The sequence below is a fragment of the Nonomuraea thailandensis genome (assembly GCF_024172165.1).
Lineage (GTDB): Bacteria > Actinomycetota > Actinomycetes > Streptosporangiales > Streptosporangiaceae > Nonomuraea > Nonomuraea thailandensis.
This window is the reverse complement of sequence record NZ_JAMZEB010000002.1, coordinates 8,899,746-8,920,814: the sequence shown is the minus strand read 5'-3', so window position 1 is coordinate 8,920,814 and position 21,069 is coordinate 8,899,746. Positions and strand designations below refer to the sequence as shown.

Genomic DNA, 21,069 nt, shown 5'->3' with positions numbered 1-21,069 from the left:
TGGGAGCCGCGCCGGTCCATCGCATCGGGCGGCGGGAGGTCGTGTCAGTTCTCGTCGCTCAGTCCCAGAAGTACACGTGCGGGATCGAAGGCGGGGCGTCGGCCGTGTGTGCTGGTGGGGCGCCTTGGTCGGAGGGCGTGCCGCACCTGTCCATCCCTCGTCCATCCAGATGGATGCGCTGTGATCACGGCCCCGTTGTCGCTTCGTCTGGCTGGTGCGGGAGAATGGATACGTGACGAGGATCGTGATCATCGGTGGCGGACCAGGCGGCTACGAGGCGGCGCTGGTGGCCGCTCAGCTAGGCGCGCAAGTCACGATGGTCGAGCAGGACGGCCCGGGTGGCGCGTGCGTGCTGACCGACTGCGTGCCGTCCAAGACGCTGATCGCGACCTCCGTGCGCAAGCAGGCGCTGCTCGACGCGCCCTCCCTGGGCGTGTCGTTCTCCGGCGGGCCCGACGGCGACGCCGGCGTGGTGGGGGTCGATCTGCCGCTGGTCAACAAGCGGGTCAAGGAGCTGGCGCAGGCGCAGTCGGCCGACATCGCGACGCGGGTCGAGGCCGAGGGCGTGGAGATCATCAAGGCGCGCGGGCGGCTGGTGGATCCGCAGGTGGTCAAGGCCGGCGACCGGACGATCAGGGCCGACGTGGTGCTGGTGGCGACCGGGGCGACGCCGCGGGTGCTGCCGGGGGCCGAGCCCGACGGGGAGCGCATCCTCACCTGGCGGCAGCTCTACGACCTGGAGGAGCTGCCCGAGCACCTGATCGTGGTCGGCTCGGGGGTGACGGGGGCGGAGTTCGCGGGCGCCTACCGGTCGCTCGGGGCCGAGGTCACGCTGGTGTCCAGCCGGGACCGGATGATGCCCAACGAGGACGCCGACGGCGCCGAGGTGCTGGAGGAGGTCTACCGGCGGCGCGGGATGAACGTCATGGGCCGCTCGCGGGCCTCGTCCGTCAAGCGCACGCCCGACGGGGTGGTCGTGACGCTGGAGGACGGGCGCACGGCCGAGGGCTCGCACGCGCTGATGACGGTCGGCATGATCCCCAACACCTCCGGCATCGGGCTGGAGGAGGCCGGGGTGCAGCTCGACCGGGGCGGGTTCGTCAAGGTCGACAAGGTGTCGCGCACGTCGGCACCCGGCGTGTACGCGGCCGGCGACTGCACGGGCGTGCTGATGCTGGCCTCGGTCGCCGCCATGCAGGGCCGGATCGCGGTGTGGCACGCGATGGGCGAGGCCGTGCAGCCGCTGCGGCTGGCCACGGTGTCCTCCAACATCTTCACCGACCCCGAGATCGCGGCCGTCGGCGTCGCCCAGCGGGCCATCGAGGCCGGCGAGATCGAGGCGAACGTGGTCAAGCTGCCGCTGGCCACCAACGCGCGGGCCAAGATGCAGGGGTTCAACGACGGCTTCGTGAAGCTGTTCTGCCGCCCGCACACCGGGATCGTGCTGGGTGGCGTGGTGGTGGCGCCGCGCGCCTCCGAGCTCATCCTCGCCGTGTCGGTGGCGGTGCAGCAGCGGCTGACCGTCGATCAGCTCGCGCACACGTTCGCGGTCTACCCGTCGCTGTCGGGGTCGATCACGGAGGCGGCGCGGCGGCTCATGCAGCCCGGGGTGTCCATCTAGGCCTTCCATCCGGGGTCTCGCCCGATGAAGGCGAGCAGCCTGTCCTGGGGTGAGGCGTCCGCGCCGACCTTCACCTCGGGGCCGAACACCTCCACGCCGGGTGCGAACGCGCCCGGCGTCCTGAACTTCTCCAGCAGGCCGGGCGGCAGCGCGCCCATGGCCGCCCAGCCGCGCTCGACGTCCTCGGGATGGATCGTGTCGTCCTGGGAGGTGGCGCGGGCCAGGTCCCAGCCGTGCAGCGGCAGGTCGTCGCTGATCACCTGATCGATGTTCCGCTCCGCCGTGACGCGTCCGGCGGGGGTGTCGCACTGCTGTCCCGCGCGGGCGGGGTCGTCGAGGATCGCCTGGACGTCCGCGCGGGCGGCGCGGAAGGCGGCGAGCGGGTCGTCGTCCACCGACGGGGCCGGGCTGAGGGCCAGGCCCAGCGGGCGCAGCATCACGTCGTGCATGTCGACGATGTGCCTGACGACGTCACGGGCGGTCCACCTCGCGCACGGCGACGGGTCCGCCCACTGCTCGGGCCGCACGGCGGCGATCTTGTCCTCGAACGCGGCGGCGCGCCTGCGGTAGCGCTCGGCGATCTCGTTCATTCGGGCCGTCCTCCCTTACGCGGGTCGTCAGAGCATGGTAACCCCGTTGACGTTTGTTGGTATGGACAGCAAACTAATTCACGAGTTGGCGCAGCCGTTCCGAAGGAGCCTCCATGCCCTATCGCCCGCCGCTGGTCGCGCACGAGTACTTCGTCGCCGACCCGCCCGAGTTGCCGGTCCGTGAGCGGGGCGAGGGCGGCCTGTCAGCGCTCACCTCCGCCGAGCTGGTCGCGGCCGACGGCGCCGAGGTGCTGCTGAAGGCGGTCACCGCGGCGGAGGAGACGCTGGTCGTGCAGGTGGGCGTGGCGGGCGAGGGAGTCATCAGGGTCCGGCTGTCGGAGGACGCGACCGCCAGGCCGCGCTCCGAGCGGGCCATCGGCCTGGTGTCGCCCGGCACGTACTCAGGGGCACGTGTCGAGGCGGCACCGGGCGCGCCGATCGTGATCGACGCCGGCGCGCTGCGCGCCGAGATCAGCCTGCACCCCTGGCATCTGCGTTTCACCGACGCGGCGGGGCGGACGCTGGTCGAGCAGGATCGCGGCCACATCGACATCAGCGGCCGGCTGCGTACGCTGCCGTTCGGGCGCTCCAGCTCCGCCGGTACGCCCGTGGCCTATCACGAGAGCTTCGCCGCCGCGCCCGACGAGGCGTTCTCCGGGTTCGGCGAGTCGTTCACCCGGCTGGACAAGCGCGGCCAGCGCCCGGTCATGTGGAACTTCGACGCCTTCGGGGCCGAGTCGCAGCGGGCGTACAAGAACGTGCCGCTCTACCTGTCGAGCAGGGGTTACGGCGTGCTCGTGGACAGCGGCGCGCCCACCGAGTTCGACGTGTGCCAGTCCACGCACAGCGTGGTGCAGATCGTGGTGCCCGACGACGTGCTCGACTACTACGTGCTGGCCGGGCCGACGCCGCCCGAGATCCTGGACCGTTACGACCTGCTGACCTGCCGGCCCTCGCTGCCGCCGAAGTGGGCGTTCGGCACGTGGATCTCCTCCGGGTTCTGCGTGGACAGCCAGGAGCGGGTGCTGGCCAGGGCGCGCACGATCAGGGAGCGCGGCATCCCGTGCGACGTGCTGCACCTGGACACGTACTGGCAGGCCGACGGGCACTGGTCGGAGCTGAAGTGGGACGCGGTGAACTTCCCCGACCCGGACGGCATGCTGGCCGAGCTGGACGGGATGGGGTTCAAGGTCTGTCTGTGGATGAACCCCTACGTCTCCCACCTCAGCCCGGCGTTCCACGAGGCCGCCGAGGCCGGATATTTCCTGAAGGACCAGGCGGGTCAGGCGTACGTCGCCGACTGCTGGCACGGCTCGTTCCCCGCCTGCGGGATCGTCGACTTCACCAACCCGGCCGCCGTCGAGTGGTTCCAGGGCCTGCTGCGCCCGCTGCTGCGCCAGGGCGTGGCCGTCTTCAAGACCGACTTCGCCGAGGGCGTGCCGAGCGACGCCGTGGCCTTCAACGGGATGACCGGCGCCGACCTGCACAACGTCTACACGCTGCTGTTCAACGACGTGGTCGCCGCCGTCACCCGCGAGGTCAACGGGCACGACCTGGTGTGGGCGCGCTCGTCGTACCTGGGCGGGCAGCGCCACAGCGCCCAGTGGGGCGGCGACACCTACACCAGCTACGCCGCCATGGGCAGCACGATCAGGGGCGGGCTCGCGCACGGCCTGTCCGGCGTGCCGTTCTGGAGCCACGACGCCGGCGGCTTCACCGGGCGGCCCACGGACGACCTGTACGTGCGCTGGAGCCAGTTCGGCGCGCTGTCCCCGCTGCTGAGGCTGCACGGCACCACGACCAGGGAGCCGTGGGAGTTCCCCGAGGTCGAGGCCGAGGCCGTGGCCGCGCTCAGGCTGCGCTACCGGCTGATGCCCTACCTCTACTCGGCCGCCGTCGAGGCCGCCCGCACCGGCGCGCCGATGATGCGGGCGCTGTGCGTCGACTTCCCGGACGACCCGGTGGCCTGGCAGGCCGACCTGCAGTACCTGCTCGGCCACGACCTGCTCGTCGCCCCCATGACCGCGCCGGAGGGCACCCGCCGGGTGTACCTGCCGCGCGGCCTTTGGGTGGACTACTGGACGAACGAGGTGCTGGAGGGCGCCCGTTACGTCACGGTCGGCAAGCCGCTCGACCAGATCCCCCTCTTCGTCCGGCACGGCGCGCTCATCCCCGTCCAGGAGCAGCAGGACACGGTGGACGTGCCGGCCGAGATCGCCCTCGTCGCCTTCGGGGGCGGCGACGGGACAACCGAAATACACGACGCGGACGGCGTGACGGTCGCCGTCGCCACCAGGGACGGCGAGGAGCTGCGTGTCGCCGTCACCGGCCCGAAGCGCGTCACCGGGGTCGAGATCGCCCCGGTGGCCGGAGCTCCCGTCCGGGCCGTCATCTCGTAACACCCCCTGGAGGGATCATGGTCAGATTGAGAGGCGCCGCGGTGCTCGCCGCCGCCGCGCTCGCCCTGTCGGCGTGCGGCTCGGGAGGAGACTCGGGCACTCCCAGCCCGGCGGGCACCGAGCCGCGCGTGCTGAAACTGTGGCACTACGAGACCGCCGACAGCGCCATGGGCAAGGCGTGGGCCGAGGCGATCAAGAAATTCGAGGCGTCGCACCCGAACGTGACCGTCAAGTTCGAGGAGAAGGGCTTCGAACAGATCCAGAAGACGGCCAGCATGGTGCTGAACTCCGACGAGGCGCCCGACATCATGGAGTACAACAAGGGCAACGCCACGGCCGGGCTGCTGTCCAAGCAGGGCCTGCTCGCCGACCTGAGCGAGGAGGCGGCCAAGCGCGGCTGGGACAAGCTGCTGCCCGGCGGCCTGCAGACCACCGCCAAGTACGACGACCGCGGCGTGATGGGCACGGGCAAGTGGTTCGGCGTGCCGAACTACGGCGAGTTCGTGATGGTCTACTACAACAAGGAGCTCTTCGACAAGCACAAGGTCGCCGTGCCGGCCACGTTCGAGGAGTTCACGGCCGCGCTCGACACGTTCGTCAAGGCCGGCGTGACGCCCATCGCCAACGCCGGCGCCGAGTACCCGGCGCAGCAGATCTTCTACCAGCTCGCGCTGACCAAGGCGCAGAAGCCGTGGCTGGATGCGTTCCAGTCCTACAAGGGCAAGGTGGACTTCCGCGGCCCCGAGTTCACCTACGGGGCCGACACGTTCGCCGACTGGGTGAAGAAGGGCTACATCGCCAAGAACTCGGCCGGGATCAAGGCCGAGGACATGGGCGTGGCGTTCATGAACGGCAAGTTCCCCATCGTGATCAGCGGAAGCTGGTGGTACGGCCGCTTCGCCTCCGAGATCAAGGACTTCGAGTGGGGCCACTTCCTGTTCCCCGGCGCCACGATGTCGCCCGGATCGAGCGGCAACCTCTGGGTCGTGCCCGAGAAGTCGGAGAACAAGGACCTGGCCTACGACTTCATCGACATCACGATGAGCAAGGACATCCAGAACCTGCTCGGCAACTCCGGCGGTGTCCCCGTGGCCGCAGACCCGGCCGCGATCACCGACGCCAAGAGCAAGGAGCTCATCGAGAGCTTCAACAAGCTCACCGCCGCCGACGGCCTGGCCTTCTACCCCGACTGGCCCGCGCCCGGCTACTACGACGTGATGGTCGCCGGGGTGCAGGAGCTCATCAACGGCAGCAAGACCTCGGCCCAGGTGCTGGACGAGCTCGCCAAGCCGTACGAGGACAACCTCGCCGACCTTGGTAACTAGATGAGGGATCGTACGAGGGGATACTGGCTCTACCTGATCCCCAGCCTGCTGCTGTTCCTGGCCGTCATCGTCGTGCCGTTCCTGATGAACGTCGGCGCCAGCTTCACCCGCTGGTCGGGGGTGGGCACGCCGAGGTGGATCGGGTTCGACAACTACACCAGGCTGCTGGCGGACGAGCGGTTCTGGGAGTCGTTCCAGCACAACGTGGGGCTGATCGTGGCCATGGCCGTCGTGCCGACCATGATCGGCCTCGTGCTGGCTGCCGCGCTGTTCGACTACATCGGCAAGCGCTTCGGCACGCGCACGGCCTCGGCGCTGCGCGCGATGTACTACCTGCCGCAGGTGCTGCCGGTGGCGGTGGCCGGCGTGGTGTGGGGGTGGATGCTGCACCCGTCGTACGGCGCCGTCAACCAGATCTTCGGGCTGGACCTCGACTGGCTCGGCGATCCCGACCTGGCGCTGGCCACCGTCATGGGCGTCATGGTCTGGTTCCAGCTCGGCTACCCGGTCGTGATCTTCATGGCCGGGTTGCAGCGAGTGGACCCGTCCTACTACGAGGCCGCCGAGATCGACGGCGCCTCGTGGTGGCGCAAGTTCTGGCACATCACGATCCCGCAGATCCGGCCGGAGATCTTCGTGGTGCTGCTGACGTGCACGATCGCCGCGTTGAAGGTGTTCGGGCCGATCTTCGTGCTGACCCGCGGAGGGCCCGGCAACGCGACGATGGTGCCGTCGTACTTCTCGTACCTGAGCTTCTTCCAGAAGAGCAACGTCGGGTACGGGTCCGCGATCGCCACGGTGCTGGCGTTGATCATCATCGTGGTGACGTTCCTGTTCCTGCGCGTGCAGGAGCGTGAGTCATGAGGGGCCCGGGACGCTGGGCGGTGCTGTTCGCGCTGGTCGTGCTGGCCGTCGTGATGATCTTCCCGTTCCTGATCGTGGCGATGAACGCGGTCAAGTCGCCGGCGGAGTACAGCTCGCAGGGGCCGCTGAGCCTGCCCGACGGGCTCTACCTGCAGGGGATCGTCGACTTCTGGAACCGGGTGGAGTTCGGCACCAAGCTCTGGAACAGCCTCGTCATCAGCGCGTCCGTGTCGGTGCTGGCGGTCGTGCTGTCGGTGCTCAACGCGTACGCGCTGGGCATCGGCAGGGTGAAGGGGCGGCTGTGGATCCTCGTGCTGTTCCTGGTGGCCAACACGCTGCCGCAGGAGGCCCTGGCCTATCCGCTGTACTACCTGGCCAAGGCCGTCGATCTGTACGACACCCAGCTCGCGGTGATCATCGTGATGACCGCGATCCAGGCGGCGTTCGGCACGTACCTGCTGAGCGCGGTGCTGGGCCAGTTCCCGAGGGAGATCCTGGAGGCGGCGGCGATCGACGGGGCCGGGCGGCTGCGCTCGTTGTGGCGGATCGTGGTGCCGATCAGCCGGCCCACGATCAACGTACTGCTGATCTTCTTCTTCATCTGGACCTGGAACGAGTTCTTCCTTCCGCTGATCTTCCTGATCTCGAACGACACGCAGACGGTGCCCGTCGCGCTCGGCGTGCTGCAGGGCCAGAGGTACATGGACGCCACCATGTCCAGCGCCTCGGCCCTGCTCGGCATCGTCCCGGCGGTCGCCTTCTTCCTGATCTTCCAGCGCACGCTGACCCGTGGTGTGACGGTCGGCGCCATCAAGTGATGGAGAACCTCTTAATGCGAAAAATCCCGCTATTAGCGGCTTTAGCCCTCACTGCTTCCCTGCTCGCCGTGCCCCCCGCGCACGCTGAGGCGTACCCGTTCCAGAACCCGGCCCTGCCGCTGGAGCAGCGGGTGAGCGACCTGCTCGGCCGGCTCACGCTGGACGAGAAGCTGAGCCTGCTGCACCAGTCGCAGCCCGCGATCCCGCGCCTGGGCATCGCCTACCACAAGAACGGCACCGAGGCCCTGCACGGCGTCGCCTGGTCCAACCACCTCAACGACAACTGGAACCAGAAGTTCGCCACCGGCACCGTCTTCCCGCAGGCCGTGGGGCTGGCCAGCACGTGGGACACCGAGCTGATCAAGAAGGTCGGCTCGGCCGTGGGTGACGAGACCCGCGGCTACAACGCCGCCGACCCCGTGCTGTGGGGCCTGCAGGTGTGGGCGCCGGTGGTGGACCTGCTGCGTGACCCGCGGGCGGGCCGCAACGAGGAGGGCTACTCCGAGGACCCGCTGCTGACCGGGGCCATCTCGACCGCGTACGGCAAGGGCCTGCAGGGCGACGACCCCTTCTACCTCAAGACCGCGCCCGTGCTGAAGCACTACCTGGCCTACAACAACGAGACCAACCGCAGCCTGACCTCCTCCAACCTGACGCCCAAGCTGAAGCACGAGTACTACGAGCCGGCGTTCAAGGCGGCGATCTCGGCCGACGCCGCGACCGGCGTGATGGCCTCGTACAACCTGGTCAACGGGCGGCCCAACCACGTCAACCCCGACCTGAACGACGTGGTGCGGTCGTGGACCGACAAGACGCTCTACAACCCCAGCGACGCCTGGGGGCCGCACGCGCTGACCGACCTGGAGAAGTACTACGACAACAAGCCCGAGGCGTTCGCCGCGGTGCTGAAGGCCGGGCTCGACAGCTTCACCATCGACAACAGCGACATCAGCGTGATGGTCACGAACCTCAAGGCCGCGCTCGACCAGGGCCGCCTCACCGTGGCGGACGTGGACAAGTCGGTGCGCAGCGTGTTGTCGATCCGTACGCGGCTGGGGCACTTCGACCCGGACGGCGGGCCGTACAAGAAGATCACCGCTGATGTGATCAACAGTGCGGCGCACCAGCAGCTCAACCGCGAGACGGCCGGGAAGGCGGCGGTGCTGCTGAAGAACTCCGGCGTGCTGCCGCTGGCGCGGCCGAAGTCCGCGGCCGTGGTCGGCCCTCTCGCGGACAGGCTCTACCGTGACTGGTACTCGGGGCAGCTGCCGTACCAGGTGACACCGCTGGACGGGATCAAGGAGCGGGTCTCCGACGTCGCCACCGGCGAGGGGCTGGAGCGCGTCGCGCTCAAGCACCTCGACTCCGGCAGGTACGTCACCGCCACCGGCACGGGCCCGAACGACAACGCCACGCTCACCGACACCGCGCCCACCGCGGCCTCGCAGTGGGACCTCACCGACTGGACCGGTGGCGTGTCCACGCTGCGCAACGCGGGCAACGGCCGGCTGCTCGGCGGCGACTGGCGCTCGCTCGACACCGACGACGCCGAGCCCGACGGCTGGTACGTCTCCCAGCAGTTCGCGCTGGAGAAGCAGCCGGACGGCAGCCACCTCATCCGCTATGCCGGGTTCGAGACCGTCGAGAGCTGGTTCGCCCTGCCCGACGCGTACGTCGGGATCACCGCCGAAGGCACGCTCGGCCTGGTGCCCAAGGCGCAGGCGGCGAAGTTCGCCAAGGAGGTCGTCTCCGACGGCGTCGCCGCGGCCGCCGCGCAGGCGGCCGAGGCCGAGGTGGCGGTCGTGGTGGTGGGCAGCCACCCGTTCGTGGCCGGGCGCGAGTTCCACGACCGCGACAACCTGCAGCTCGGCGAGGGCCAGCGGCGGCTGATCGAGGCCGTGCGCAAGGCCAACCCCCGCACGGTCGTCGTCCTGGAGACCAGCTATCCCGTCATCGTGGACGCGCCGACGCTGCTGTGGACCACGCACGCGGGCGCGGAGACTGGGCACGCCGTCGCCGACGTGCTCTTCGGCGACGTCAACCCGGCCGGCCGGCTCACCCAGACCTGGCCGGCGACCGACGAGCTGCCGAGCCTCCTGGACTACGACCTGACCAAGACCGGGATGACGTACCTGTACGGCGACGACAAGCCGCTCTACGCCTTCGGTCACGGCCTGAGCTACACCACCTTCTCCTACCAGGGCCTGCGCGTGCAGGGCGACCGCGTCAGCGTGAAGGTCACCAACACCGGCCAGGCGAAGGGCGACGAGGTCGTCCAGCTCTACACCCACCAGCGCGACTCCCGCTTCGAGCAGCCCGTCAAGCAGCTGCGCGGCTTCCAGCGGGTCTCGCTGAACCCGGGCCAGTCCCGTACGGTCACCTTCCCCCTGAAGAAGTCGGACCTGGCCGTCTGGGACCACACCAGGAACAAGTGGACCGTCGAGAACGCCACCCACGACATCCTCGTCGGCTCCGCCTCCGACCGGATCCGCCAGTCCACGACGCTGCGCGTGTCCGGCGAGACCGTTCCCGTGCGCGACCTGGCCAGGACGACCCGGGCGATGGACTTCGACGACTACTCGGGCGTCGCCTTCGCCGACGAGAGCAAGGCGGGCGGCGAGGTCGTCGAGGGCTCGGCGGGCGACTGGGTCTCCTTCACCGGCGCTTCCTGGGGCTCGCGGCTGACCGCCTCGGTGGCCTCGGCGAGCGGCGGCTCGTTCGAGGTGCGGCGCGGCTCGCCGACCGGCACGCTGCTCGCGACCGTGCAGGTGCCCGCCACCGGCGGGATCTACCAGTACGGGACGGTGAACGCCGCGGTGAAGGCGGGCGCCGGGAGCGTGTACCTGGTGTTCAAGGGCAACCTGCGGATCAAGGGCTTCGCCTTCGCCAGGTGACGGCCTTGCCTTCGTTGGATAGCTGTGTTATCTAATAACTAGGCAGTACAGCTATCCAACGGAGGCTCTCCATGACTGTGATCGTTCTGCTGGTCGCCACGGTGGTGTTCCGGCTGCTCGGGGCGCTCGGCGTGCGCCGGTTCCGTACGTGGCGCATCAGCGCCGCCCACGGCCTCGCGGTCATGCTCGTCATGACCGCGAGCGCCCACTTCGTCCCCGGCGACGTGACGTTCATGCCGAACTACGACGACATGGTGGCCATGGTGCCGTCATTCGTGCCGTTCCCGGGCCTCATGGTGTACCTGAGCGGCGTGCTGGAGCTGGCCGGAGCCGTCGGGCTGGTGCTGGAGCCCACCCGCAAGGCCGCCGGGATCTGCCTGGCCCTGCTGTTCGTCGCGCTGCTGCCGGCCAACGTCAACGCGGCCGAGCTCGGGCTGGAGGACGTCGGGTCGCCGCTGTGGCAGCGGGTCCCCGAGCAGGTCCTCTACATCGGCATCGCGCTCTGGGGCGCGGGGCTCTTCACGCGATCGGCCGGCCGCCCTTCGGCGGGGCTCGTCTCAGCGGACCGTCCAGCCGCCGTCGATCACCAGCGTGTGCCCAGTGACCAGCGCGGCGGCCGGTGAGGCCAGGAAGAGCACGGCGCCCGCGACGTCCATCGGCTCGCCGATGCGGTGCAGCGCCGCGATCCGCTCGATCACGTCGGCCTCGAACGCCGGGTCCGAGAGGGCCGGTTCGGTGCCCGGGGTGCGGATGAAGGTGGGGGCCACGTTGTTCACGGTGATGCCGTGCGGCCCCCACTCGACGGCCAGGCAGCGGGTGAGATGGGCGATGGCCGCCTTGGTCATGCAGTAGACCGACTCGCCGGGCAGCGCCACCTCGCCCGCCTGTGAGCCGACGTTCACGATCCGGCCGTGGCCCTGCCCGATCATCGCCCGGCCCGCCGCCTGGCTGGCCAGGAAGGTGCCCTTCAGGTTCACCTGGAGGGTCCGGTCGAAGTCCTCCTCCGTGACGTCCTCGGCCGGGTTGCCGGGCGCGATGCCCGCGTTGTTGACCAGGATGTCGATCCGGCCGAACCGGTCCAGCGTCCGCTGGACCGCCGCGGAGATCTGGCCGGGGACGGTCATGTCCATCTGCAGCGGCAGCGCGGCGCGCCCCAGCCGCTCGATCTCCTCCGACAGCCCGCCGTCCGCCGCCGCGTCCCGCAGGCCCAGCGCGACGTCGGCTCCGGCGTCGGCCAGCGCCAGCGAGATCGCCCGGCCGAGGCCCCGCGCCGCGCCCGTGACCAGCGCGATCCTCCCGTCCACCCGGTACTCGGGAAAGCCCGTCATGATGCCCCTTAATTGGTTGCCTGTCCAAACTATTGACCAGTATTGCGCGTGTGTGTGAGCCTGCTGTGTGAAAGCTCATGCGCGAAGGCGCGGCGACGGTCAGGGTCGGTGCACTCTGCTCGTGCATGGCGGTCATCTGACGCCTTTGGGGCGCCTCTCGGCGTGCCTGGAAAGGAAGAGCCGCGCATGCGAAAGAGATTATTCGTCATGCTCGCGACCGCCGCCGTCCTGCTCGTGGCGGCCGTGGTGCGGATGTCGCCGGTCTCGGCGGTCGCCGCGGACCCGTACGCGTACAAGAACGTGCGCATCGACGGCGGCGGGTTCGTGCCCGGGATCATCTTCAACCCGACGGAACGCAACCTCGTCTACGCCCGCACCGACATCGGCGGCGCGTACCGGTGGAACCAGTCCACCAAGTCCTGGACCCCGCTCCTCGACTGGGTCGGCTGGGACAGATGGGGCTACAACGGCGTGATCAGCATGGCCACCGACCCCGTCCAGACGAACCGGGTGTACGCCGCCGTCGGCATGTACACCAACTCCTGGGACCCGAACAACGGCGCCATCCTGCGCTCGACCGACAAGGGCGACACCTGGCAGGTCACGGCGCTGCCGTTCAAGCTGGGCGGCAACATGCCGGGCCGCGGCATGGGCGAGGCCCTCTCGGTGGACCCCAACGACAACCGCGTCCTCTACTTCGGCGCGCCCAACGGCAACGGCCTGTGGCGCAGCGCCGACTACGGCGCCACCTGGTCGAAGGTGACGAGCTTCCCCAACGCCGGCAACTACGCCCAGGACCCCGGCGACCCCAACGGCTACCTCAGCCACCGGCCCGGCGTCGTCTGGGTGACCTACGACAAGCGCTCGTCCACCGCGGGCAGCGCCACCAGGACGATCTACGTCGGCGTCGCCGACAAGGAGAACACCGTCTACCGCACCACCGACGGCGGCGCCACCTGGTCCCGGCTGGCCGGGCAGCCCACCGGCTACATCGCGCACAAGGGCGTGCTGGACACCGTCAACGGCTACCTCTACCTCGCCACCAGCGACACCGGCGGGCCGTACGACGGGGCCAAGGGCGACGTGTGGCGCTACGCCACCGCCACCGGCGCCTGGACCCAGATCAGCCCCGTCCCGTCCTCCAGCGCCGACGACTACTTCGGCTACAGCGGCCTGACCATCGACCGGCAGGACCCGGCCACGATCATGGTGGCGACGCAGATCTCCTGGTGGCCGGACGTCATCTTCTTCCGCTCCACCGACTCCGGCGCGACGTGGACCCGCGTGTGGGACTGGACCTCCTACCCCAACCGCTCCTTCCGCTACAAGATGGACGTCTCCGCCAACCCGTGGCTGACCTTCGGCACCAACCCGCAACCGCCCGAGGTCACCCCCAAGCTCGGCTGGATGACCGAGTCGCTGGAGATCGACCCGTTCGACTCCAACCGGATGATGTACGGCACCGGCGCCACCATCTACGGCACCGAGGACCTGGGGCTGTGGGACTCCGGCGGCCAGTTCACCATCAGGCCCATGGCCAAGGGGCTGGAGGAGACCGCCGTGCTCGACCTGATCAGCCCGCCCAGCGGCGCGCCCCTGGTCAGCGGCCTCGGCGACATCGCCGGCTTCCGCCACACGAGCCTGGACGCCGTGCCGCCCATGATGTTCACCCAGCCGAACTTCACCTCCACCACCAGCCTCGACTACGCCGAGAAGTCGCCCTCGATCATGGTCAGGGCCGGCAACTTCACCGACGCCGACCGCCCGAACGACAGCCACGTGGCCTTCTCCACCGACGGCGGCGCGAACTGGTTCCAGGGCAGCGAGCCCGGCGGCGTCAACGAGGGCGGCACGGTCGCCGCGGCGGCCGACGGCTCCCGCTTCGTCTGGGCGCCCAAGGGCGTCACCCCCGTCTACTCCGTCGGGTACGGCAACTCCTGGCAGACCGCCTCCGGCCTGCCCACCGGGGCCACCGTGGAGTCGGACCGGGTCAACCCGATGAAGTTCTACGGCCTCAGCGGCGGGCGCCTCTACGTCAGCACCAACGGCGGCGCCACCTTCACCGCCACCGCCGCCACGGGCCTGCCCGCGACGGCCACCAAGTTCAAGGCCGTGCCCGGGATCGAGGGCGACCTGTGGCTGGCCGGCGAGGGCGGCCTGTGGCACTCGACCAGCAGCGGCGCCTCCTTCACCAAGGTGTCCGGCGTCACGAACTCCGTGAACGTCGGCTTCGGCAAGGCGGCGCCCGGCGGGACGTACCTGGCGATCTACGCGGTCGCCACGATCGACGGCACCACCGGCCTGTACCGCTCCGACGACGGCGGGTCCGCCTGGGTGCGCATCAACGACGACAAGCACCAGTGGGGCAACATGGGCGAGGCCCTGACCGGGGACCCGCGCGTGTACGGCCGCGTCTACCTGGGCACCAACGGCCGCGGCATCATCTACGGCGACCGCACCGGCCCGCCCGTCACCGTCACCCCCACCGTCACGCCGACCGTCACGCCGACCGTCACCCCCACGGTCACCCCCACCGTCACCCCCACCGTGACCCCGACCGTCACGCCCACCGTCACCCCGACCGGCTGCACGGCCACCTACAAGCCGGGCAACTCCTGGCCGGGCGGCTTCCAGGCCGAGGTCTCCGTCCAGAACACCGGCACGTCCGCCATCACCGGCTGGAAGGTGACCTGGACCTGGACCGGTGACCAGAAGATCACCACGATCTGGAGCGCCGGCCAGACACAGTCGGGCGCGAACGTCACCGCCGTGAACGCCGGCTACAACGGCAACCTGGCGGCCGGCGCCACGACGTCGTTCGGCTTCAACGGCACCTACACCGGCACCAACACCCCGCCCACCACCCTCACCTGCACCCCGGCGTAAGGATCGGGCGCCGCTCGCAGCATCGCGAGCGGCGCCCTGCCGCGACGCCCGGAGCCGCGTCAGGGCGGACCTGCCCGCCGGAGGTGCGCGCAGAGATGGAGGCGCTGATCCGATCGGCCGACTTCCTGCTCGGCGCGGAGAACGCGCGCCTGCCGCGCCTGTCGCTGCGGCTCTCCACGTGAGGCTCTCCTCAGGCGGCGTCGAGGGCTTCGGTGATCTTGCGGGCCATTTCGGTGGTGGTGGGGCTGGTCTGGCCCTGCTGGGCGGCTTGGACGGTGGTGAGGACGGTGCGGCGGAAGTTGCCGGCCTCGTCGGGGGCCTGCTGCTTGAGCAGGTCGATGGACTGGGTCAGGGCGGGCAGGACCTGGTCGGCGAGGGTGGCGACGGTCTTGCCGTGCTTGATGCCCTTGGGGGCTTTGGCCAGGACGTGTCCGGTGAGGCCGGTGGCGGAGGTGAGGGCGATGGAGCCGTCGCTGCGCTGACACGAGCCCGCGTCGTGTTCCTCCCGGCTCCGCGGGTAGCAGCCCCCCATGCACACAGTCGTCAAAAGCCTGATAGCGGGTGCGGCAGGCACCAGCGCGCTCAACATCGCCACCTATCTCGACATGGCGATCCGGGCCCGCGGCGCCAGCAGCACCCCGCAGCAAGCCGTGGCGAAGCTGACCGACCTGACGGACGTCAGCCTCGGGGACGGCGAGCAGGCCGAGAACCGCAAGGAGGCCCTCGGCTCACTCCTCGGCTACGCCACGGGCGCGGGCGCGGCCCTCTGCTACGGCCTGCTCACCCCGTCGGGCCGCAGCCTCCCGTGGCCGGTGGGGGTGTCGGCGCTGACGGCTCTCGCCATGACGGGCTCGAACGCTCCGCTGACGGCACTCGGCACCACGAACCCGCGCGAGTGGCCGGCCTCGGCCTGGATCTCGGACGCCGTCCCGCACCTGGCGTACGGGATCACCGCGTACGTGGCCTACGAGCTGCTGCGCTCCTGACAGGCGGGCCGCAGGGCGCCGCCGCGGTCTTGACAGGGGCGACGGGCGGGCGAAGCGTGACGCTCACACGCCCAACCCGAGGGGCCCGCCATGGCCGTACACGAGATCCGCATCGACCCCGCCCTCCCGCTCCGCGACGAACCGGACACCGGCCACAACCGCTGGCACCCGGACATCCCGCCCGTCGTCCGCTGCGCCCCCGGCGACGAGGTCGTCATGGAGACCAGGGACGCCTTCGACGGCCAGATGGGCCCCGAGGCCACGCTGAAGACGGTCGAAGCCCCCGACCTCGACGTCGTCCACCCGCTCACCGGCCCCGTCCACGTGGAGGGCGCGCAGCCGGGCGACCTCCTGGAGATCGAGATCCTGGAGATCGTCCCGGACGCCTACGGCTACACGGTGCAGGTGCCCGGTTTCGGCTTCCTGCGTGATGTGTTCCCCGAGCCGTTCATCGTGCGCTGGCGCCTCGCGGACGGCTGGGCGACCTCGGACGACCTGCCGGGCGTGCGGATCCCGGCGGCGCCCTTCATGGGCACGATCGGCCTCTCGCCCGGCCACGCCTCCCTGTCCAGGATCGCCGCCCGCGAGCAGGCGGCCCTGGAACGCGGCGGCTTCGTCCTGCCGCCGTCCCCCGACGGCGCCGTCCCCGCCGCCGTCGGCGAGACGGGCCTGCGCACGATCCCGCCCAGGGAGCAGGCGGGCAACGTGGACATCAAACAACTCGGCGCCGGGACCCGCCTGTACATCCCGGTGGACACGCCCGGCGCGCTCTTCTCCGCCGGTGACGCCCACTTCGCCCAGGGCGACTCGGAGGCCTGCGGCACGGCCGTCGAGATGCGCGCCACGCTACGCGTCCGGTTCGCCCTGCACCCCGGCGAGGCGGCGGCCAAGGGCATCAGGAGCCCCCGCTTCACGCGCTCGGACTACTGGGTCGCACCCGCGTACGCGGCCCCGCGGCGCTTCTACGCGACCACCGGGATGTCGGTGAGCCGCGACGGCGAGGTGGCGGCCGAGGACGCGACGCTGGCCGCCCGTAACGCGCTGCTGGAGATGATCTCGCATCTGGGGGAGCGGGGGTGGAGCGCGCAGCAGGCGTACGCGATCTGCAGCGTCGCGGTGGACCTCAAGGTGAGTCAGCTCGTGGACGTGCCCAGTTTCCTGGTGTCGGCGTTCCTGCCGGAGGACATCTTCACGGATTAGCCCGACGCCGGCCTGAGATGGTTCAGAGCCGTACCAGTGCTTTGACGGCGCGGCGCGCGCCCATCTCCCGGTAGCCGGCCGCCCGGGCGGGTGAGGGACAGGGCGAGGTCGAGCGCCGATCGCGTCCCGGCGCATCCGGCGACCGATCCGAAGCCACCGCCTGTCTGGTCGAGCAGCGCGGCGACGGCGTCCGCGGCAAGGCCGTCCGCGGGCGGCGCCCGCCCGGCGGGCGGCCAGCACCGCGCACAGCCCCACGGTCGAGACGCCGCGGCTGCGATCAGGAGGTGTCTCGGGATGTCAGCCGCCGAATCGTCGATGGGCGCCGTTGACCTGCGGATCGTCCGCGAGCTGACCGGTGACGCGCGGATCGGCCACGCCGAGCTCGGCCGCCGGGTCAGCCTCAGCAGGCCGGCCGTCGCCGAGCGGGTGCGGCGGCTGGAGGAGCTCGGCGTGATCACCGGGTACGGCGCGCACGTGGACCTCGGCCGGCTCGCGCTCGGGTTGCAGGCCCGCGTCTCCCCGCGCCCCCGCCAGCGCACGGCCAAAGGCGCCGGACGGCTCAGGGAACGGTTGCTCGCCATGGGCCACGTGCTGTCCTGCGTGCACGTCACCGGGGAGAACTGCTACGAGCTGGCGATCGCCGTCCGCGACGCCGCGCATCTGGAGCAGGTCATCGAGCAGTTGAGCGAGCTGGGCGACGCGACGACGGCGGTGGTGCTCTCCGAGACCGTCACCTCCCGGGACGTGGACGTCACCGCCTGGACGTCCTCCCCTCGCGCGTAGCCGCCGGATCGGCATCGTCGCACAGCCGGCCGCCACGACCGCCCCGCGGCGAGGAGCGTTAGCGAGCCGGTTCATGGACGAGGCCGGCCGGGCGCCGGGCCACCGCGGCGGCGCCCGTGCCGGCCAGGACGAAGAGAACGGCCAGGCAGGCCCAGCCCACGGTGCCGTGTTCGACGACGGTGGTGGCGAGGATCGGGGAGAACATGGCGGCGATCGCGTAGCCGGTCTGGCTGAGCCCCTGATAGGCGCCGGCGCTGCGCTGGTCGGCCAGTTCGAACGCCATGCCCCAGCCTCCCGCCTCGCCCAGGATCTCCCCCATGGTGTGGGCGAACGCGGCCAGGACGAACAGCGCGCAGGCGACGATCACGTTCCCGTAGCCGGCCAGGGCGTACAGCCCGCAGGCGATCGCGAGCAGCCACGACGCGCGCCTGACCGTGAGCCCGGCCGTGCGCACGTCGTCGGTGCCGCGCGAGACCCGTACCTGGAGCGCGGCCACGACCGCGGTGTTGAGGACGAGCAGCACGGAGACGATCGCGGTGGGCGCGCCGGTGGTGGCGACCCAGAGCGGCACGCCGACGGTCATCAGGCCGAACTGCACGGCCATCACGGTGTTGCAGGCGACGCTCGCGAGGTACGTACGGTCCCTGAGCGGCGAGGGGCCGGTGGACGCGGCGCGCTGCCTGACGGCGGTCATCCTGGCGGCGAGCTCCGGCACCCGACGCCCGAGCCCGGCCAGCGGCACGGTGGCCGCCAGCAGCAGGACGCCGGCGGCGGACACCGCCACCCGGTACGCCGCCGCGGTGCCGATCAGGAGCGCCGCCGCGGCGGCCACCGTGCCCAGGCCGATGAAGACGTTCGTGACCACACGCATCCGGGCCCGGACCTCGACCCGCTCGGGGCCGGTGTACCAGCGCGCCAGCATCGCCTGCTTCGACGAGGAGCCGGCCGAACGCATGATCACGGCCAGGCAGGCGATCAGGGTGAACATGACGGCGTCCGAGACGAACGTGTAGGCGAGCAGCGCGACCCCGTTGAGCCCCGTCGCCACCGTCTGGACGTGGTGCGCGCCGACCCGGTCGGCCAGCCATCCTCCCGCGTACGCGGCCAGCACCCCGGTGCCGCCCGCGATGCCCAGCCCCAGACCCACCGTCGTCGCGCCGAGCCCGATGACGAGCGTGAAGTACAGCGTGCTGACGGTGTAGAAGACGCCGCTGGAGAGCGCGAACGCCATCGTGCTGAGGGTCAGCGAGCGGGCGACGCGGTCCTGGGGAAAGAAGGTCTGGAGCACGCGGACCTTTATCCCGTAATACGGCCTTTGTCACCAATTGATGTAGCGTATAGCTTCATGGCCGGGCTGGTGGAGTACGAACTCGCGGGGATGGACGTGGCCGACGTCCGCTTCGCCATCTCGCCGCTCAACGAGCTCACGCTGTCGTTGCGCACGTTCCGCGAGCCCGGGCGCTATCCCGCGCACCTGCCCTGGCTGAGCCGCACGGAGCGGGCCCGATCCACGCTGGACCTGCCCTTGCTGCGGGCGCTCACCAACGACGACATGTGGACACCGGACTACCTGTCACCCCGCCCGCACGCCCCGCTCACCCGCATCGACGACGAGCTGGAAGCCGTCGCCCGGGTACCGGCGGACCGGGTGCTCGGCGATCTGCGCGCCCTCCATCCCCGGCTCCCCGAGCCGCTGCGGGGCGACCCGTCGGCTCGCATCCTGGACGCGCTCCGGGTCTACTGGCGCACCTGCTTCGCGCCCTGGTGGCCCAGGATGCGCGCGGTCCTGCAGGCCGACGTGGTGTACCGGGGCCAGGTCATCTCGGCACATGGCCTGGCCGCGATGTTCGCCGACCTCAGCGAGCGCGTGCAGCTGAAGGACGGCGTCGTACGCATGCGGCTGGTCAGCGACGCCCGCTACCGGCGCTCCACCAGCGGAGAGGGCCTCACCCTGGTCCCGACCCTCTTCACCCGGGCCGCCACCGTCCCCATCTCCCCGTCCGAGCCCCCATTGATCATGTACGGCACCCGCGGCGTCGGCACGCTCTGGCAACCGGAGCCCCGTCATTCCCCAGGGGTGCTCACCGACCTGCTGGGCGCCACCCGGGCAGGGCTGCTCGCCATGCTCGAAACCCCCGCCTCCTCGACCGAGCTGTCCGGCCGTCTGGGCGTCACCACCTCCGCCGTCAACCAGCATCTGCGCACCCTGCGCGCCGCCGGTCTCCTGGCCAGCGCCCGCCACGGCCGCTCGGTCCTGTACCTGCGCTCGGAACTCGGGGACGCCCTGGTCGCCGGATCAGGGCTCAGGGCCGATGGCGCCGATGACCACGGAGCGGAGGGCATCGGGTCCGAGTAGGCGAGGCCTATCCGGTCTGCCAGCGGCGGTTCGCGCGGGAGAGCGAGCGCGCGTCCGAGTAGCCGAGACGCCGCGCGAGGCTGTTGAGGGCGGCGGGCCGCATGCGGTGGTACTCCGCTCGCCGTACGCGATCGAGCTCTGCCCGCCAGGTGGTGCCGTGGGCGGCGAGCCGCCGTTGCAGGGTGCGCGGGCTGGTCGCCAGACGCGCCGCGACGGCGTCGATGGTGGGGCCCGTCACCAGCGAGTCCCGTAGGAGCCGGCGGAACTCGTCCAGCCAGGTGGTCCTCACCGGCAGGGGCGGAAGGTGCTCGGCCTGGTGGCGCAGGATCGACGCCAGGAGCGAATCGGCCCCGAGGAGGGGCAGCTGCAGGTCGGACTTGCGCATCGTGACGGTGTCGGCCGCGGCGCCGAAGTCCACCCGGTCGGTCTGGAAGAACGCGTGGAACGCGTCGTGGCGCCGCGGCGCGGGCTGCCGGAAGGCGACCCGCACCGGGTTGACGGGACGACCGGTGGCCGTGCGGGCGCGGGCGAAGGCGCCGGCGATCCCGAACTGCATGGCCAGGTCGGCGCCGCGCCCCGCGCCGGTGTTGAGATGGACGGTGAAGGAGATGTCCTGCTCGGTCTCCTCGGCGGGCTCGAACCGCCAGTTCGTGCTGATGGTGTTCATGTAGGTGCCGGTGGCGGCCATGCCGTCCCAGAGGGTGGGCGCGGTGATGAACAGGTAGTCGTAGAGGCCGAGCGCGCCGACCACGTAGCCGTCGGCGATCAACAGGGCGATGTCGCGACGTTCCGCGCCGTGCTCGACGAGCTCCCATGCTCGCAGATAGCAGTCGCCGGTGATCCTTGCGTGATCGGTGCCCAGCGCCCACACGGGAATGCCGGCCTGCCGTGCTATCGGCTCGGGGTCGAGGCCGGACCCGCTGATGATGAGTCTGGGAAGAAGTGCGAGATCTAACCCGTCCACAGGGCAAGCGTGGCAGCACCGTGGCGCGGTTTACCACCCAGTTGGCGTGATTTGT

General features: G+C 70.7%; 17 protein-coding genes. 12 read left to right on the top strand and 5 right to left on the bottom strand.

Annotated features, from left to right (window positions below):
- The first annotated feature begins 232 nt into the window (after positions 1-232).
- Entirely contained in the window at positions 233-1,621 is a 1,389-nt protein-coding gene (locus tag HD597_RS44740; protein WP_253752215.1) for an NAD(P)H-quinone dehydrogenase, read from the top strand.
- Here HD597_RS44740 and HD597_RS44735 read toward each other — a convergent pair.
- On the bottom strand, positions 1,618-2,211 hold the full coding sequence (locus HD597_RS44735) for a TIGR03086 family metal-binding protein (RefSeq protein ID WP_253752212.1): 594 nt from the start codon (positions 2,209-2,211) through the stop codon (positions 1,618-1,620). The genes HD597_RS44740 and HD597_RS44735 overlap by 4 nt on opposite strands.
- Positions 2,212-2,324: 113 nt before the next feature.
- On the opposite strand from HD597_RS44735, the gene HD597_RS44730 reads away from it, so the two are divergent.
- The 6 genes from HD597_RS44730 (at position 2,325) to HD597_RS44705 (ending at position 11,134) form a co-directional block, all read left to right on the top strand.
- Complete coding sequence (locus HD597_RS44730) at positions 2,325-4,610, top strand: TIM-barrel domain-containing protein (protein ID WP_253752209.1); 2,286 nt, start codon at positions 2,325-2,327, stop codon at positions 4,608-4,610.
- 17 nt (positions 4,611-4,627) lie between these two features.
- On the top strand, positions 4,628-5,935 hold the full coding sequence (locus HD597_RS44725; protein WP_253752206.1) for an ABC transporter substrate-binding protein: 1,308 nt from the start codon (positions 4,628-4,630) through the stop codon (positions 5,933-5,935).
- Positions 5,936-6,799 carry a carbohydrate ABC transporter permease gene (locus HD597_RS44720; protein ID WP_253752203.1) on the top strand — a complete coding sequence of 288 codons (864 nt, stop codon included), beginning with the start codon at positions 5,936-5,938 and terminating at the stop codon, positions 6,797-6,799.
- On the top strand, positions 6,796-7,617 hold the full coding sequence (locus HD597_RS44715; protein ID WP_253752200.1) for a carbohydrate ABC transporter permease: 822 nt from the start codon (positions 6,796-6,798) through the stop codon (positions 7,615-7,617). The genes HD597_RS44720 and HD597_RS44715 overlap by 4 nt, the downstream gene beginning before the upstream one ends.
- A 68-nt stretch (positions 7,618-7,685) precedes the next feature.
- Entirely contained in the window at positions 7,686-10,511 is a 2,826-nt protein-coding gene (locus tag HD597_RS44710) for a glycoside hydrolase family 3 protein (RefSeq protein WP_253752197.1), read from the top strand.
- A 71-nt stretch (positions 10,512-10,582) separates the two neighbouring features.
- On the top strand, positions 10,583-11,134 hold the full coding sequence (locus tag HD597_RS44705; protein ID WP_253752193.1) for a DoxX family protein: 552 nt from the start codon (positions 10,583-10,585) through the stop codon (positions 11,132-11,134).
- On the opposite strand, the gene HD597_RS44700 is transcribed toward HD597_RS44705, so the two are convergent.
- Positions 11,069-11,839, bottom strand: a complete 771-nt coding sequence (locus tag HD597_RS44700) for an SDR family NAD(P)-dependent oxidoreductase (protein ID WP_253752191.1) — start codon at positions 11,837-11,839, stop codon at positions 11,069-11,071. The two genes, HD597_RS44705 and HD597_RS44700, sit on opposite strands and share 66 nt — an antisense overlap.
- A 186-nt stretch (positions 11,840-12,025) precedes the next feature.
- Between HD597_RS44700 and HD597_RS44695 the strand changes: the two genes are divergently transcribed.
- Complete coding sequence (locus HD597_RS44695; RefSeq protein ID WP_253752188.1) at positions 12,026-14,725, top strand: cellulose binding domain-containing protein; 2,700 nt, start codon at positions 12,026-12,028, stop codon at positions 14,723-14,725.
- A 190-nt stretch (positions 14,726-14,915) separates the two neighbouring features.
- Here the strand turns inward: HD597_RS44695 and HD597_RS44690 are convergent, their stop codons facing one another.
- Positions 14,916-15,257, bottom strand: a complete 342-nt coding sequence (locus HD597_RS44690) for a hypothetical protein (RefSeq protein ID WP_253752185.1) — start codon at positions 15,255-15,257, stop codon at positions 14,916-14,918.
- Here HD597_RS44690 and HD597_RS44685 point away from each other — a divergent pair.
- The 3 genes from HD597_RS44685 (at position 15,256) to HD597_RS44675 (ending at position 17,694) form a co-directional block, all read left to right on the top strand.
- On the top strand, positions 15,256-15,711 hold the full coding sequence (locus HD597_RS44685) for a hypothetical protein (protein WP_253752182.1): 456 nt from the start codon (positions 15,256-15,258) through the stop codon (positions 15,709-15,711). The genes HD597_RS44690 and HD597_RS44685 overlap by 2 nt on opposite strands.
- Before the next feature lie 90 nt (positions 15,712-15,801).
- A complete protein-coding gene (locus HD597_RS44680; RefSeq protein ID WP_253752180.1) occupies positions 15,802-16,911 on the top strand; it encodes an acetamidase/formamidase family protein in 1,110 nt (369 codons plus the stop codon).
- A gap of 294 nt (positions 16,912-17,205) precedes the next feature.
- Positions 17,206-17,694, top strand: coding sequence for an Lrp/AsnC family transcriptional regulator (locus HD597_RS44675; protein WP_253752177.1), 489 nt, complete (start codon positions 17,206-17,208; stop codon positions 17,692-17,694).
- Between the two features lie 58 nt (positions 17,695-17,752).
- On the opposite strand, the gene HD597_RS44670 is transcribed toward HD597_RS44675, so the two are convergent.
- The gene (locus HD597_RS44670) at positions 17,753-18,982 is read right to left on the bottom strand and encodes an MFS transporter (protein ID WP_253752174.1); all 1,230 of its coding nucleotides are present in this window, start codon (positions 18,980-18,982) and stop codon (positions 17,753-17,755) included.
- Between the two features lie 57 nt (positions 18,983-19,039).
- Here HD597_RS44670 and HD597_RS44665 point away from each other — a divergent pair, with 57 nt between their 5' ends.
- Positions 19,040-20,050 carry an ArsR/SmtB family transcription factor gene (locus HD597_RS44665; protein WP_253752171.1) on the top strand — a complete coding sequence of 337 codons (1,011 nt, stop codon included), beginning with the start codon at positions 19,040-19,042 and terminating at the stop codon, positions 20,048-20,050.
- Between the two features lie 7 nt (positions 20,051-20,057).
- Here the strand turns inward: HD597_RS44665 and HD597_RS44660 are convergent, their stop codons facing one another.
- Positions 20,058-21,014 carry an AraC family transcriptional regulator gene (locus HD597_RS44660; RefSeq protein WP_253752167.1) on the bottom strand — a complete coding sequence of 319 codons (957 nt, stop codon included), beginning with the start codon at positions 21,012-21,014 and terminating at the stop codon, positions 20,058-20,060.
- Positions 21,015-21,069 lie beyond the last annotated feature (55 nt).

Coding starts and splice junctions, on each gene's coding strand:
- HD597_RS44735 (WP_253752212.1), bottom strand. CDS start 2,211: ATGAACGAGATCGCCGAGCGCTACCGCAGGCGCGCCGCCGCGTTCGAG.
- HD597_RS44730 (WP_253752209.1), top strand. CDS start 2,325: ATGCCCTATCGCCCGCCGCTGGTCGCGCACGAGTACTTCGTCGCCGAC.
- HD597_RS44725 (WP_253752206.1), top strand. CDS start 4,628: ATGGTCAGATTGAGAGGCGCCGCGGTGCTCGCCGCCGCCGCGCTCGCC.
- HD597_RS44720 (WP_253752203.1), top strand. CDS start 5,936: ATGAGGGATCGTACGAGGGGATACTGGCTCTACCTGATCCCCAGCCTG.
- HD597_RS44715 (WP_253752200.1), top strand. CDS start 6,796: ATGAGGGGCCCGGGACGCTGGGCGGTGCTGTTCGCGCTGGTCGTGCTG.
- HD597_RS44705 (WP_253752193.1), top strand. CDS start 10,583: ATGACTGTGATCGTTCTGCTGGTCGCCACGGTGGTGTTCCGGCTGCTC.
- HD597_RS44700 (WP_253752191.1), bottom strand. CDS start 11,839: ATGACGGGCTTTCCCGAGTACCGGGTGGACGGGAGGATCGCGCTGGTC.
- HD597_RS44695 (WP_253752188.1), top strand. CDS start 12,026: ATGCGAAAGAGATTATTCGTCATGCTCGCGACCGCCGCCGTCCTGCTC.
- HD597_RS44685 (WP_253752182.1), top strand. CDS start 15,256: ATGCACACAGTCGTCAAAAGCCTGATAGCGGGTGCGGCAGGCACCAGC.
- HD597_RS44690 (WP_253752185.1), bottom strand. CDS start 15,257: ATGGGGGGCTGCTACCCGCGGAGCCGGGAGGAACACGACGCGGGCTCG.
- HD597_RS44680 (WP_253752180.1), top strand. CDS start 15,802: ATGGCCGTACACGAGATCCGCATCGACCCCGCCCTCCCGCTCCGCGAC.
- HD597_RS44675 (WP_253752177.1), top strand. CDS start 17,206: ATGTCAGCCGCCGAATCGTCGATGGGCGCCGTTGACCTGCGGATCGTC.
- HD597_RS44665 (WP_253752171.1), top strand. CDS start 19,040: ATGGCCGGGCTGGTGGAGTACGAACTCGCGGGGATGGACGTGGCCGAC.